The following is a 13,784-nucleotide window of genomic DNA, read 5'->3' as shown; positions in this document are numbered from 1 at the left end:
TCAGACTTGCACAGCACCCCAACGCTGGCTAAGAAGCGCCCGTTGAGACCAGCAACACCCCGCGGAGAGGTGCCGGAGTGGTCGAACGGGGCGGTCTCGAAAACCGTTGTGGGCGCAAGCCTACCCAGGGTTCGAATCCCTGTCTCTCCGCCATAAATCCCCGTCCTAAGCCCTCTTTAGTTCCCTTCATGAACTTGGCCATTCATTCTGCGATTCAAGTTTAGTTGCGAAATCCCCTTCTCCGCTACACCGACTTTCACCCCAACAGGCTTGACTCGAATCTTTCTCTATCAAATACTGACTGAGTGACCAGTTAAATCACACAGCACTTAATTTCAGCGGCTTTGCCGCAGCTTGGGGAGGTGAAATGGGGCTTGGAGGAAGTGACGTGAAGGCGGCTGGTGTGGAGACTTTATCCACAGCCAAGGAAACGCGTTTTGATGCGATTCTGGATTCCGCTGAAACAGTCTTTGCCAACTCGGGCTATCAAGGCGCTACCATGCGTGAAATCGCAGAGCGTGCGGGTGTGGCGCAGGGGTTGATCCATTACCATTTCAAAACCAAAGAAGACCTGTTCGAGGCGATGATCTCGCGGCGCTCCGAACACATCAATCAGGGGCGTGCGGATTTGTTGGGCGCAATCCTACGAGACACAGCTGCCCCCCGTCTGGAACACATCGTAGAGGCCCTGTTCCGCCCCACCATCGAGGCGGGGATTTCACAGGCCCGTGATGGTGGGGCTTTTGCACAAATTCTGGTATCCACAGCCAATTCCGCAAGCGATCGGGATCAGCTGCTGACCGAGAAATACTACGACCCGATCGCGCAAAAATTTATCACGGCTTTCATTCAGGTAGAACCGGGCCTGACCCGCGAAGATGCGGTATGGGCCTATATGTTCGCCATTGGGGTCGGCATGACCATGATGGCCAAAACCGGCCGTGCAGCGCGTCTGTCCAACGGGCTGTGTGATGACGGGGATGCAGATAAAATGCTGACCAAAATTGTGCCGTTTATCTGTTCGGGGATACGCGCACTGACTTAAGTTTAAACCAAACCACTTGACTATTCTGGGAGGATAGAATGAGCAAATTTTTCAAAACAGGTGCATGGGCTGCGGCCCTTGTCGCTGGCAGTACGGCCCTTGCACCGCCGGTGCTGGCCGAGGAAATCAACGCTACAGTTGTGGCGGGCCACCCGCCGGTGTTTCGCTGGGTCAAACATGCCAGCGAAACCTTTATTCCTGCGGTAAACGCAGCCCTTGAAGGATCAGATTACACCATCAACTGGAGCGAACAATACGGCGGCTCTTTGGCCAAAGTGGGCGATGAACTGGAAGCAACCGAGGAAGGGCTGGCCGAAATCGGACTGATATCCAGCCTGTTTGATCCGGCTAAACTGGCGGTTCAAAACGTCACTTACTTCACGCCTTTTGTGTCCAGCGATTCAACGGTTGTGGCCGAATGGATGGATGAATTGCAGCATAAAAATGCCGATATGAAAGCCTCATGGGAAGCCAACGGGTTAGAATATCTGGGCGGCGCCATCGGGATTGATGACTATTTGCTGATGACCAATTTTCCGGTGAACAAAATCTCTGATCTGGACGGCAAAAAGATCGGCGCACCGGGGCCTGCGGTGAACTGGCTGAAAGGCACAGGCGCTGTTGGGGTGTCGGGCAATTTGACCACCTATTACAATGAAATCAAAACCGGTGTGTATGACGGGGTGATTGTTTTTGCCTCCGCAGCGGTGCCGGGCAAATTGTACGAAGTTGCGCCTTATGTCACGCGGGTCGGTTTTGGCGCGCAATATGCTGGCGGGCTGGCGGCCAATAAAGACTGGTATGACGCCCTGCCCCCGCTGGTGCAAAAAGCCCTGAAAGGGGCGGCCATCACCGACCGGATTGCCTATCACAAAGACCTTGATGCCACGGTGGAAAAATTCCTGACCGTCATGAAAGACAATGGCGCAACTATCACTGAAGTGGATCAAGCCTTTCGCGATGAATGGGCTGCTGGCATGGATAATGTGGCACAGCTTTGGGCGGAAAAGCTGGACAGTGACGGGGTTGCAGGCAGCAATGTACTAAAAGCCTATATGGATACCATGCGTGCGGCAGGTGCGACCCCTGTGCGCAATTGGGACCAAGAATAAATCACACGAAACGGGGCGGGTCGTTCGGCCCGCCCTTTTGTTCAGGCTGATTGGACCTTTAAGAATGACCCATATTAATGCCGATTCAGGGCAGGATTTTCTGCCGCCCTGGTTTCTGGGACTAAGGCAGATCGTAGACGCCATGACATTGGTGCTGAATGTAGTTGGCACGCTGTTGATTTTGGCCGTCATGGTGCTGGTAAATGCCGATGTGATCGGGCGCGTGGTGTTCAACGCTCCTGTGTCTGGCGTCCCTGAAATCGTGTCCATGTCCATCGTGGCCATCGTGTTTTTACAAGTGGCGCAGGCCTTTCGCCAAGGCCGTCTGACCCGCACAGATGCCGTGTTGGATTACGTTGCCAAACGCGCGCCAAAGCTGCGCAGCTTGTTGGAGTTCACATTCACTTTAGCAGCTATCGCCTTGATCTGGCAGCTTTATAGCGCAAGTGAGCCGCTGTTCATCAAAGCATGGGTGCGGGGCACATATGAAGGCACAGTCGGCGATTTCACTGCACCTATCTGGCCTGTCAAACTGATCATCCTGATCGGCTGTGTCGCTTTGCTGGTGCAATTGGTTCTGCATGCAGCCACCAGCGCCTTTCATCTGTTTTCCACCAAAAGGACCACATCATGAGCCCCTTTGAAATCGGCCTTACCTCTTTTGGGGCGATGGTTGTTATGGTGTACTTGGGCTTCTGGGTGCCCTTCGCACTGATGCTATCGTCCTTTGTGGGCGTCTGGGTGATCAAGGGATCGCCCGTTCTGGCTGGCAAGTTACTGGCCCTTGCCGCATCAGAAACCATTTCCAGCTATTTCTTTGGCGTGGTGCCCCTGTTTATCATGATGGGGTTTATCGTGTCGGTCACGGGTATGGGGCGCGATGCCTTTGATGTGGCCAACCACATGTTTAGACGGGTGCGCGGCGGGCTTGGCATTGGCACAGTAGGCGCAAATGCAATCTTTGCAGCTATTACTGGAATTTCAATCGCTTCTGCAGCAGTCTTCACCCGTATTGCCGTGCCGGAAATGCGCCGCCACGGCTATTCCAAACGGTTTTCCGTAGGCGTTGTTGCCGGGTCTTCGGTTCTGGGCATGTTGATCCCGCCCAGCCTGTTGCTGATCCTTTATGGCCTGCTGACAGAACAATCCGTCGGTGATCTGTTCATCGCAGGCGTCTTGCCGGGGCTACTACTGGCTTTTGTCTTCTGCCTAGGCATCTTTCTGGTCGCGATGATCCGCCCCAAACTGATCGGAGAGGGCATCACCCTGCCCCACAATGAAACAGACGCCCTATCCAGCCGCGAAGTCATGGTCAAAGGCCTGCCCATCGCCGCCCTGATTGGTCTGGTACTGGGCGGCATCTATGGCGGGTTTTTCACCCCGATCGAGGCAGGCGCTATCGGATGCTCGGGGGCCATCATCATCGGCCTGCTACGCCGCGCCCTGACCCTGAAGAACTTCTGGGAGGTTCTGACCGACACCGGCCTGATCACCGCGTCCATATCCTTTTTGATCATCGCCGCACAAATGTATTCGCGCATGTTGGCCCTGTCCGGCGTACCGGCGGGTTTTGGCAACTTTGTGGCCACTGCCGAGATCGGCTATTGGGGGGTGATCCTTGCTTATGTTCTACTGGTCATCCTGATGGGGACGATTCTGGACAGCTCATCCATCATGCTGATCCTGGTCCCCTTGATGCTGCCGGTTCTGGCTCTGATGCAGGTGGATCTGGTCTGGTTTGGCATCGTCACAATCATCGCCGTTGAAATCGGGCTGTTAACACCGCCCTTTGGCATATCGGTCTTTGTGATCAAATCCTCGCTGGATGATCCAAGCATCACCCTTGGCGATATCTTCTACGGTGCCGCGCCCTTTGCGGTGCTGATGCTGGTGGTGTTGGGCCTTGTGCTCGCCTTCCCGCAGCTTGCCACCGCTTTACTTTAATAAAGGAACCTGACTATGCCCCGCCGTTTTGTTGATCTTTCTGTCCCGCTGGAAATGGGGATTGCATCCGATCCGCCGATCATGCTGCCACAGATAGACTATATGACCCACGATCAAACCGCCGAACAGGTTATGTCCTTCTTTCCGGGCCTGAAAAAAGAGGATCTGCCCGGCGGCGAAGGCTGGGCTGTGGAAACCCTGACCGTCGCCACCCACAACGGCACCCATCTGGACGCGCCCTATCATCACCATTCTACCATGAGCAATGGCGAGCGGGCGATCACCATCGACGAGGTGCCGCTGGAATGGTGTATGAACCCCGGTGTAAAACTGGATTTCCGCCACTTTGAAGACGGCTATCTGGTAACGGCGGCGGATGTGGAAGCGGAACTGAAGCGCATCAACCATGACCTGCAACCTCTTGATATTGTGGTTGTTAATACAACCGCAGGTGCAGCTTATGGCAATCCGGATTACCTGATGAAAGGCTGCGGCATGAGTCGTGAAGCCACGCTGTATCTGACCGAACGGGGCGTGCGCGTTACTGGCACCGACGCGTGGAGTTGGGACGCGCCTTTTGCCCTGACTGCCAAATTATACGCCGAAACCAAAGACCCGTCGATCATCTGGGAGGGCCACCGCGCCAGCATGGATATCGGCTATTGTCACATGGAAAAGCTCAGCAATCTGGACAGCCTACCGCCAACCGGATTTGAGATTTCCTGCTTCCCTTTCAAAATCAAGGCAGCCTCTGCGGGGTTCACCCGTGCCGTTGCCATTTTTACGGAGTAATCCCCATGCGTCTCGCAACTGTTAACCACAACGGCACAGCTTTGCTGGTGGCCGCGATCCACGACGAACGTTTGTTAAACCTGCGACAGGCCAGTAAAAACGCCGGTCACGACAGCGCCGTCTTTGACTCGATGCAAACGCTGATTGATGCGGGGGAACGCGGATTGGCACTGGCCCGCGCACTGGTGTCCAGCCCCCAGCAATCCGCCACAATCGCACAGGCAGATGTGACCTTCCTGCCGCCGATCATGCCTGTTCAATACCGTGACTGTCTGGTGTTCGAAGACCATTTAACCAATTGTTTCAAAGTGATGGAGGCCACAACCGGACGCACACACGAGGTGCCTGATGTCTGGTATCAACAACCGATCTATTACAAAGGCAATCGTATGTCTTTTATCGGCCATGGTACGGATGTGCAGTGGCCCAACTATGCCGAGCATCTGGATATCGAGTTGGAACTGGCCATTGTGGTGGGCAAAACGGGCAAGAACATTACCAAAGAAGACGGGATTAACCATATTTTCGGGTATACCATCCTGAATGACGTTTCGGCCCGTGACGCGCAAATGGCAGAAATGCCGGGGCAGTTAGGCCCTTGTAAAGGCAAGGATTTTGACACAGGCAACATTCTCGGCCCTTATATTCTGACCGCGGATGAGGTTCCCCATCCTGTCGCCCTGAACATGGAAGCCCGCGTCAATGGCGAACGCTGGGGCGGCGGCAACAGCAGCCAGATGCAGCATGATTTCGGCGCTATTCTGGCCCATATCTCGGCCTCTGAAACCATCTACGCGGGCGAGGTTATCGGGTCGGGTACGGTTGGCACTGGCTGCGGGTTGGAACTGGGCAAACGTCTGGCCGACGGGGATCATTTTGAACTGGAGATCGAAAAAATCGGTATTCTGGCCAACCGGATCGTCAAAGGAGCGTAACTTATGGGCAATCCCATTGACGGCTTTGAAATTGATCCCGCTAGCCTGAAAACCATCGGCACGGATTTGCAGCGGCCCGAATGTATTCTGGCGGAACCGGACGGATCGCTCTGGTCCGCCGATGCACGGGGCGGCGTGGTTCATATCCGCCCCGATGGCAGCCAAACCCTGATCGCACAGGATACGGCGACAGGGTTCTCTGACGCCACAGATGACGCCAGCCGCTTTACCACAGGCACCCTGCCCAACGGTTTGGCCTTTGCCCGCAACGGCGACATTCTGATTTCCAATTTCGGCACCGACCGGTTGGAACTGATGAAACGCACAGGCGAAAGCGAGGTTCTTTATGACACCATCAACGGCAAGCCAATCGGCAAGGTGAACTTTGTACTGCGCGACAGCAAGGATCGGCTGTGGCTGACAGTATCCACCACGATTGCCAATTGGATGGAAGCCTGTAGCCCCAATATCATCGACGGTTATATTGCTATGGCGGATGAAAACGGGTTGCGGATCATGGCGGACGGATTGCATTTCACCAATGAAATCCGCTTTGATGAAAATGAAAAATTTCTATATGCTGTCGAGACTTGCGGCATGAAGATTACCCGTTTTCAGGTGGCAGAAAACGGCGATCTAAGCGGGCGTGAAACCTTCGGACCAGAAAACCACAACGCCTTTATCGACGGGATTGCTTTTGATGCCTATGACAATCTTTGGGGCACCCATGTGATGACGGATCGTATCTTTGCCATAAAGCCAGACGGGGATTTGCGGATTTTGCTGGATGACGACCAAGGCTCGGCCGAAGGCAAGGCGCTGCTTTCGGCTTTTGCGCAAGATAAGGTAACTCCCGAATTGCAACTGGCCTGTGGTGGCAACATTGCCAACTGGATGGCCAGCCTAACCTTTGGCGGTGCCGACCTGCGCCAAGTTTACATCGGCAGCCTGCGCGGGACCACCATTCCCTATTTCACCGCACCCGTGGCAGGATTGCCAATGATCCATTGGAACGAGAGGACAAAAAATTGACAGAGACAGCACAACAGCCTGACAAAGCACTGGTTCAATTCGACTGCACCGGCCACGCGGTTGGTAAAATGCGCAATGACCTAGAGGTTCATATGACCCAACCCTTTGCCGAGGGACCGTTTTTGATGGCCACGGATGAGGGGTCATTTCACGGTGGCGACGCATCCGCCCCACCGCCGCTTGCCTTGTTTGTGGCGGGATTGACGGGCTGCATCATGACCCAAATCCGCGCATTTGCGAAACGACTGAAGGTCACAATCAAAGATCTCGACGTGGAAACCCGTGTGATCTGGGATTGGGAATCGAAAGGCCGCGTTTATGAAACCGGCCCCAAATCGTTTGAAATTGACGTATTGATTGACAGCGATGATCCCCAAGACAAAGTGATCGCCCTGATCGAGGCCGCGAAAAAAGGCTGTTTTCTGGAACAAACCCTTGGCCAAGCCAACACCATTCGCCACCGGATGAAAACACCCGATGGCTGGGTTGATGTTTAGCGAAGCGCGCCGTTAAGCGTCAGGGCTGACCAGCCCTGACAACACATCCGCAGCAATTTCAAAAGACGCAAGCCGCGCTTTGTGATCATGTATCATCGCAGTGACAATCAGCTCATCCGGTTTGTAGCGGTCAAGGATGGCTTGCAGTTGCGGCTTGATGGTTTCAGGCGCGCCCACAGCGGAAACAGACAGCGCATGCTGCACACCGTCCATCACTGCGGGGGGGATTTCTGATTCCACATTCTCTATTGGCAGCGGCAATTTCCCCGGCTTGCCGGTGCGCAGTCGCGCAAAGGCCAGCATTTGGGAAGAGCGCAGAAAATAGGCCTGCGCATCGGTTTCAGCCGCGCAAACCCCGGCCGCGACCATCACATGGGGTTTGGACAAAATAGCCGAGGGGCGGAAAGAACTACGGTAGATTTCAATCGCTTGGTCCAGCATGGCGGGGGCAAAATGGCTGGCAAAGGCATAGGGCAACCCCAGCATCGCTGCCAGTTGTGCGCCGTACAGGCTCGACCCTAAAATCCAGACAGGAACCTTGGTGCCGACCCCGGGAATCGCCCGCACAGGGGCATTTTCAGGCATGTCGTCGAAATACCCGATCAATTCCTGCACATCCTGCACAAAGGTATCCTCGGGCGACATATGGCGGCGCAGCGCCCGTGCTGTGGCCATGTCCGTACCGGGCGCGCGTCCCAGCCCCAGATCAATCCGATCCGGATAAAGCGTTGCCAGTGTGCCAAAGGATTCAGCCACCATCAACGGCGCGTGATTGGGCAGCATAATACCCCCTGCCCCAACGCGCATAGTTGAGGTCGCTCCCGCCACGTGGCCGATCACCACAGCCGTCGCCGCGCTGGCAATACCGGGCATATTGTGATGTTCCGCCAGCCAATAGCGGTGATAGCCGGCCTTTTCAGCCAGCCGCGCCAAATCAACAGTATTACGCAACGCATCACCAGCCGTCTGGCCTTCGGGCACGGGAGAGAGGTCAAGAAGTGAAAAATGTTTCATGTCAGCCTTCATAAACTTGAGTTGTATTTCCCCGAATGGGGATTGCCCCCAGATCAATCGTAGTTTCGGGGGTAGCACAAGCCCAACCACACGTGCTTAACGCGGCTGTGAGAACGGTGAAGGGGCAAGCGATGGAAATCTTGGAATGGTCAAAAGGGTCTGAGACTACTCTGCGAGAAGAGGTATTGCACCTTGTCTGCATTACCAACTGCGTCACACAGAGCTCCACAAAATCAACCGTCCTTGAACCTGAATGGTCGCGGAGGGTATAATATTTGGGGACGCGGCATGATGCAGTAGGAGAAACATAAAGTGACAGAAACTGTAACTTGGGTTGAATTTTATAATAGACGAAGAACTTATGATTTCGACACATTCATTTTGCCCCCGCAACCTTTGGTTGGAAGGATAGTGACAATATTTTAACCTCGTCAGAGGATGTTTATGACGATGATGATGTATCCGAGTGCGAAACTCCAATGGAGTTGTTCAAAAAAGGATATCGATTTCTGTTCACGATTAGCGAAGTACGAACTGCATATGATGACACTTGGGTTCACTTTGGAGGTGACGACACGATTGAATGGTTCAATTTGTCCCTTCTGAATTATACCAAAGGGTTACAACCTGTTTTACCAAGTGACCTGACAAACAGTTCTTAGGACAAAATCATATGCACTGTTTTCCTGTCTGACGTCAGCGCTTATGGTCCCATATAGCGTTATTTGACACAAGACGGTTTCTGGTTCGCAGCCCCGGTAATCCCCCCTAAAATTAGTGGTGTTCAAAAGTAGAATTTTCTCGGCAAGATATCTGAGGAGATTTTCGATGAAGAATGGACGATACAGCGACGCGCAGATCATGGCGGTGTTGAAGCAGGCGGAGGGCGGTGTTCCGGTTTCTGAGCTTTGCCGGGAGCATGGAATGAGCAGCGCAAGTTTTTATAAATGGCGGTCGAAGTTCGGCGGCATGGATGCGTCATTGATTTCAGAGATGAAGGATATGGCGGAGGAGAACCGCCGCCTGAAGCGCATGTGTGCCGAAATGAGCATGCAAAACGACTTGCTGAAGGAAGCGCTTGGAAAAAAGCGCTGAGGCCGTCTCAAAGGCGAGAGATGGCCATGAATGCAGTCGTAAGGCGCGGCGTCAGTATCGCATTGGCGTGCCGTGCGTTCGAGATCAGCGAGACCTGCTATCGTTACAGCCCTGTGCTGAACGACGAGAACGAAGAGATCTCGGACTGGCTGGAGCGTTTGACAGCCAATAAACGCAACTGGGGCTTTGGCCTGTGCTTTCTGTATTTGCGCAATGTGCAAGGCTATGGCTGGAACCACAAACGGGTCTACCGGATCTATTGCGAGTTGGAGTTGAACTTGCGGATCAAACCCAAGAAACGGCTGAAGCGGGATAAACCCGAGCCATTGGCTGTGCCTGACAGGCCCAATGAGACATGGTCGATGGATTTCATGGCTGATCAGCTCGCAGATGGGCGTTCGATCAGGACATTGAACGTGCTGGATGACTTTAATCGTGAAGGCTTATGTATTGAAGTGGACTTCTCACTGCCCGCAGAGAGAGTTGTCAGAAGCTTAAACCAGATCATCGAATGGCGCGGACAACCTCAGGCAATTCGAGTCGACAACGGCCCAGAATATGTGAGTGGAAGGCTTATGGAATGGGCTGAAAAACACAATGTGCGGCTGGAATACATCCAGCCTGGCAAGCCTCAGCAAAACGCCTATATCGAGCGCTATAATCGCACCGTTCGCGGCGAATGGCTGGGACAATACATCTTCGAAACGATTGAGGAGGCACAAGACCAGGCGACTGAATGGCTCTGGACTTACAACAACGAGCGACCCAACATGGGCATCGGTGGTATGACACCGGCCATGAAACTGAAAGCAGCCGCGTGAATTCTACTGCTGGACCCCATTAAAAATGGGGGGATTACCCGGGCACTTCAGCAAGACGTTCAGCGTTTGCTGGGGCGGTGCATGTTACGGCTGCAACAGTATGAACGGCTGATCAAAGCCATGGTGGTGGATCATAAGCTCTCGGGGCCGATGAATGCGTTGGAAGAGGCACGGTCTGCGCAGATTGACGGCACAGCCCTTAAGACGCTTGGCACCTTGGTTGGCGAACTCCTTGGATCATATTTCGTTGCTGGTGAAATCGACCCCAATGAAGAGACGGAAACCAACTCCCCTGAGAACGTCAATTGGTTCGCCATGCAGATGAAGCTTGGCTTACCGGCCGCAGAGTTCGTCCGGGTCGAGAGTGAATTGAAAGAATTGGTGCGTCTGCGGAACAATCTGGTTCACCACTTTATCGATCAACATGACATTTCGAGCTCGGATGGATGCCGCAGCGCGCAAGAAACATTGATCTCAGCATACACCCTCATTGACCAACATTTTGGACAACTTCGGCAATGGGCTGAAACAATTGTGAAAACGCGGCAGGCGATGTCTGATGCCCTGCAGTCCGAAGAGGTCATAGACTTCGTCGTCAACAGTATTTCCCCCGATGGAAAAGTAAATTGGGATGGCTCGGGCATCGTCAGCGCCTTGCGAGAAGCATTCGATGCGTTGGTTGTCGATGGGTGGGCATCTCTACCTGAGGCTGGAAGATGGGTAGCCAAGCGGTACCCCGAGCAACTACCTGCCAAGTATGAATGCGCCAGTTGGCGGCAGGTCGTGCATGAGACGCACATTTTAGAACTTCGGTACTTTGAAATGGATGGAAAGCGCACTGCCTGTTATCGGGAGAAGGAGCGTCCCGCGAAGTTGCATTAAATTACGCTGGCGTCGCCTAATTGCTATGCTTTATCCCACGTCCGCTTCAGGGAACCTGCATCGCGGCGATGCTACAATCGGTCAATGTCGGCTTAGGGCCGTTTTACTTTTGCGTCCTATGCTAAGAGATTGGCCTGAAAGACCTTTTCTCAATGAATATCAGCGTGGGTGTGAGTTTGGTCAAGCATTCTTGTCTACCTTCTGAAACTGCGTGAAATGAAATAGCAAGGCATCCGGATCGACTTGATGATCGATCACCATTCCCTCTAACGCAATGTAGGACTCGTCAACGAGGCGTCGTGCAAGACGAACCTTGTTAGTTTTAGGGTCGATGCTCCATAGCATGGCATCGAACATTGTATGAAGATCACGGCGGAGCAGCATACCGTTGTCCGCTCTGTCGCGAACTCGGTCGCCATTATGTGGCAGGACGTGTGCCGCTTCTAATGCTTGTTTGACCTTGCTCGAGGTCAGTAAACACTTGCCATTATAAAGATTAAAAAGATCTTCACGAAACTTGCCCTGAACCGGTCGCACTTTCTGCCAGTTTTGGCGGCGTTCGGTAAGATCGCAAAGAATTTCGTCTTTATGTGTCTTGATTTCATTCGCCCAAGAAAACTTCGTCGAGGACGAGGCAATCCCCTCAGCTGCACTTTTTTGGTCAGACGAAAAACCGCTTCCAAACTTTTCGACAATATCAAGGAACTCGGCAACCTCGTCTTCTTCGATCATATAAGCGCCAGTAGCACGATTGATTGATTTGTAATCGAGCAGTCGAGTCCCGGTAAAATGACCGTTGTCTGGCCGTTTCTTGAACTTATCAAACCCAAAAGGTGAGGACAAAAGACTGACGTCCGTAAGCGTGATGCTGAGCATACCGTCACTTGGATCAACATCTTCTACTGCTAACGCACGGGCAACCAGTCCTTGCCCACCTTTTTCTTCGTGGGTCCAAATCCAGAGTTCATCACCGATCTGGATCTGCGGTGCTAACCTCGTCGACTTTTTTATTGCATATCGTGGTCCTGTCGATTTGAAGGTAATTTCACCGCCTTCCCAACGAGAGGTCATGCGAGACTGTCCAAAAGCACCAACGCATTCGTTGATCGGGTCGACTTTAAAAAAATAGCGTTTCACACGCCCATCTCCTCTTTGTCCGTCGTCAGGATTTTTGCGATCAATGGCGGCCTAAGCTAAGAACGAGCTCGGCTCACCTGGTTGGGTTCAGTATGCGGGACGTTGTCGGTGATGCAAGCGTCGCGTCTCGTTCTTTTGACCCTTTCGCGTAGTTGTTTAACACGCCCAAAGTAGACATCTCAAGGTATGACATTTGTGATGCCAGGTTTTGCTAAGGTAACTCTCGAAATGCTGCACTGATTCTCAACGTCCGCTTTCGAGAAGTTGCAATGCAGCGCTGAGAGACGAGGCCAAAGTCCGGTTTGGGCCGCTCGCGTGACTTTGCAAAGGTCGCTATCTGCGCATAGCGGACATCGGTGCAGGGCGCAGCGCGCGGCAACTCTCCGCTCTTCGTGTCAAGGGTCACACCACCTACGCGAACGGCCCATAGCGGTCCTTCACAGTTTCGTCGTTCTCTGCCATGCGGCTTCCCCAAAGCGGACTTTGGTAATGCTCCGCCGAAATTTGACCACGTGAACGGTGGCTCTGCAGACATATCTCCTATTCAGCACGGAGGACTCAGTGTCTGCAATGTATCTTACCCAGCGTGGCAGGCATGTTTGCCCCCCAAATAAATTGTATCAATCTTGTGATCGATTAGTGACGAATCTAAGGCGATCAATTGTCAATACAGACTAGGCCTATATCTGCCCCCTCACAATAAAGATTTAGTTAGGCTATTCTACAGTTATTGAGTTGAGCTGAGATTCAATCTTGTCTCCAGATATCTTCATTAGAAAAGTGGCCATAGATATATTCCCACCTACACCTGCAATCTGTAGGCCTTCGAAATTTACGAATGCTTTGTGCGTTACTAAGTTATCTGATTCATCAGAGATGATAAATTCACAAATGTATTTGGCACCTACAAAAGCAAGGGATTGATCACTTTCCAGCATCGTATCACTGTCCCAATTGGGAAAAAGATCTCCCGCAATGTCGCTGGGTATCTCGAAGCTTGGAAGCTCCTCAATCATGGGCGCTTTGAATAGTTGATAACTTGTTCTGAACTTTGCTGGCCCAGCGGGCACCTCAATTTCTCTAGTCAACGCAAACGCAACAAACTTTGGAGTTGTGTCCCGGAACACGGGCATATCTAGATCGCAAGCAAAGCTCTTTTGTAAAAACAATTTGGAACGCCCGTCGTTCTGAATCGTAATTTCTACTTCGAAATGTTCTGCTCGCATATCGTATGGTGAAGAATAGGCAATATTGTAGTTTACGTCCTTCCTTCGGAAATCTCTCCAGCCTTGCTTAGTAAGCAAAGGCGAGCTGCCACTCAGCGATGCTAAGAAAGCGATGACTGCCGAAAAAATGACGCCAGCAGCCAAACACTTGCCCCACCATTTTGTAAAGATTTGATGTAAAGTATGCAGCATCCGGATTTGTCTCCTCACAATTAGTGGTCGCAAAAACTAACGATTTTCGAACTATGCCTT

At 52.7% G+C, this 13,784-nt stretch carries 13 protein-coding genes and 1 tRNA gene; 11 read left to right on the top strand and 3 right to left on the bottom strand.

The annotated features are described in order from the left end of the window. Positions 1-63 precede the first annotated feature (63 nt). The 9 genes from GGE09_RS11410 (at position 64) to GGE09_RS11370 (ending at position 7,357) form a co-directional block, all read left to right on the top strand. Positions 64-153, top strand: a tRNA-Ser gene (locus GGE09_RS11410). Between the two features lie 214 nt (positions 154-367). Then, positions 368-1,045 (top strand): TetR/AcrR family transcriptional regulator, encoded by a 678-nt coding sequence (locus GGE09_RS11405; protein ID WP_309746261.1) that lies wholly within the window; start codon positions 368-370, stop codon positions 1,043-1,045. Between the two features lie 38 nt (positions 1,046-1,083). After that, positions 1,084-2,157 carry a C4-dicarboxylate TRAP transporter substrate-binding protein gene (locus GGE09_RS11400; RefSeq protein ID WP_309746260.1) on the top strand — a complete coding sequence of 358 codons (1,074 nt, stop codon included), beginning with the start codon at positions 1,084-1,086 and terminating at the stop codon, positions 2,155-2,157. Positions 2,158-2,221: 64 nt separating this feature from the next. Next, positions 2,222-2,791 carry a TRAP transporter small permease gene (locus GGE09_RS11395; RefSeq protein WP_309746259.1) on the top strand — a complete coding sequence of 190 codons (570 nt, stop codon included), beginning with the start codon at positions 2,222-2,224 and terminating at the stop codon, positions 2,789-2,791. Continuing rightward, on the top strand, positions 2,788-4,101 hold the full coding sequence (locus GGE09_RS11390) for a TRAP transporter large permease (protein ID WP_309746258.1): 1,314 nt from the start codon (positions 2,788-2,790) through the stop codon (positions 4,099-4,101). Before GGE09_RS11395 ends, GGE09_RS11390 begins: the two co-directional genes overlap by 4 nt. 15 nt (positions 4,102-4,116) lie before the next feature. Beyond that, entirely contained in the window at positions 4,117-4,893 is a 777-nt protein-coding gene (locus tag GGE09_RS11385; protein ID WP_309746257.1) for a cyclase family protein, read from the top strand. Positions 4,894-4,898: 5 nt separating this feature from the next. Continuing rightward, the gene (locus GGE09_RS11380) at positions 4,899-5,828 is read left to right on the top strand and encodes a fumarylacetoacetate hydrolase family protein (protein WP_309746256.1); all 930 of its coding nucleotides are present in this window, start codon (positions 4,899-4,901) and stop codon (positions 5,826-5,828) included. A gap of 3 nt (positions 5,829-5,831) precedes the next feature. Beyond that, positions 5,832-6,860, top strand: coding sequence for an SMP-30/gluconolactonase/LRE family protein (locus GGE09_RS11375; RefSeq protein WP_309746255.1), 1,029 nt, complete (start codon positions 5,832-5,834; stop codon positions 6,858-6,860). Continuing rightward, positions 6,857-7,357: an OsmC family protein gene (locus GGE09_RS11370; protein ID WP_309746254.1), complete on the top strand. Its 501-nt coding sequence runs from the start codon at positions 6,857-6,859 to the stop codon at positions 7,355-7,357. The genes GGE09_RS11375 and GGE09_RS11370 overlap by 4 nt, the downstream gene beginning before the upstream one ends. 12 nt (positions 7,358-7,369) lie before the next feature. Here the strand turns inward: GGE09_RS11370 and GGE09_RS11365 are convergent, their stop codons facing one another. Then, a complete protein-coding gene (locus GGE09_RS11365; protein ID WP_309746253.1) occupies positions 7,370-8,371 on the bottom strand; it encodes an LLM class flavin-dependent oxidoreductase in 1,002 nt (333 codons plus the stop codon). An 828-nt stretch (positions 8,372-9,199) separates the two neighbouring features. Between GGE09_RS11365 and GGE09_RS11360 the strand changes: the two genes are divergently transcribed. Together GGE09_RS11360 and GGE09_RS11355 are read left to right on the top strand one after the other, a co-directional pair. Further along, a protein-coding gene (locus GGE09_RS11360) for an IS3 family transposase (RefSeq protein WP_309746252.1) occupies positions 9,200-10,287 on the top strand; the annotation gives its coding sequence in 2 pieces (ribosomal slippage) (positions 9,200-9,461 and positions 9,461-10,287; 1,089 coding nt in all). A gap of 81 nt (positions 10,288-10,368) precedes the next feature. After that, positions 10,369-11,169, top strand: coding sequence for an OST-HTH/LOTUS domain-containing protein (locus GGE09_RS11355; protein ID WP_309746251.1), 801 nt, complete (start codon positions 10,369-10,371; stop codon positions 11,167-11,169). 180 nt (positions 11,170-11,349) lie between these two features. Here GGE09_RS11355 and GGE09_RS11350 read toward each other — a convergent pair whose 3' ends face one another. Beyond that, entirely contained in the window at positions 11,350-12,306 is a 957-nt protein-coding gene (locus GGE09_RS11350) for an HNH endonuclease signature motif containing protein (protein ID WP_309746250.1), read from the bottom strand. Positions 12,307-13,022: 716 nt separating this feature from the next. Further along, the gene (locus GGE09_RS11345; RefSeq protein WP_309746249.1) at positions 13,023-13,724 is read right to left on the bottom strand and encodes a hypothetical protein; all 702 of its coding nucleotides are present in this window, start codon (positions 13,722-13,724) and stop codon (positions 13,023-13,025) included. Between the last annotated feature and the right edge of the window lie 60 nt (positions 13,725-13,784).

This window comes from Roseobacter sp. N2S (genome assembly GCF_031454055.1).
In the GTDB taxonomy this organism is placed as follows: Bacteria; Pseudomonadota; Alphaproteobacteria; order Rhodobacterales; family Rhodobacteraceae; genus Amylibacter.
Note: the sequence above shows the minus strand (reverse complement) of the source record. Positions and strands in the feature narration are given on the sequence as shown.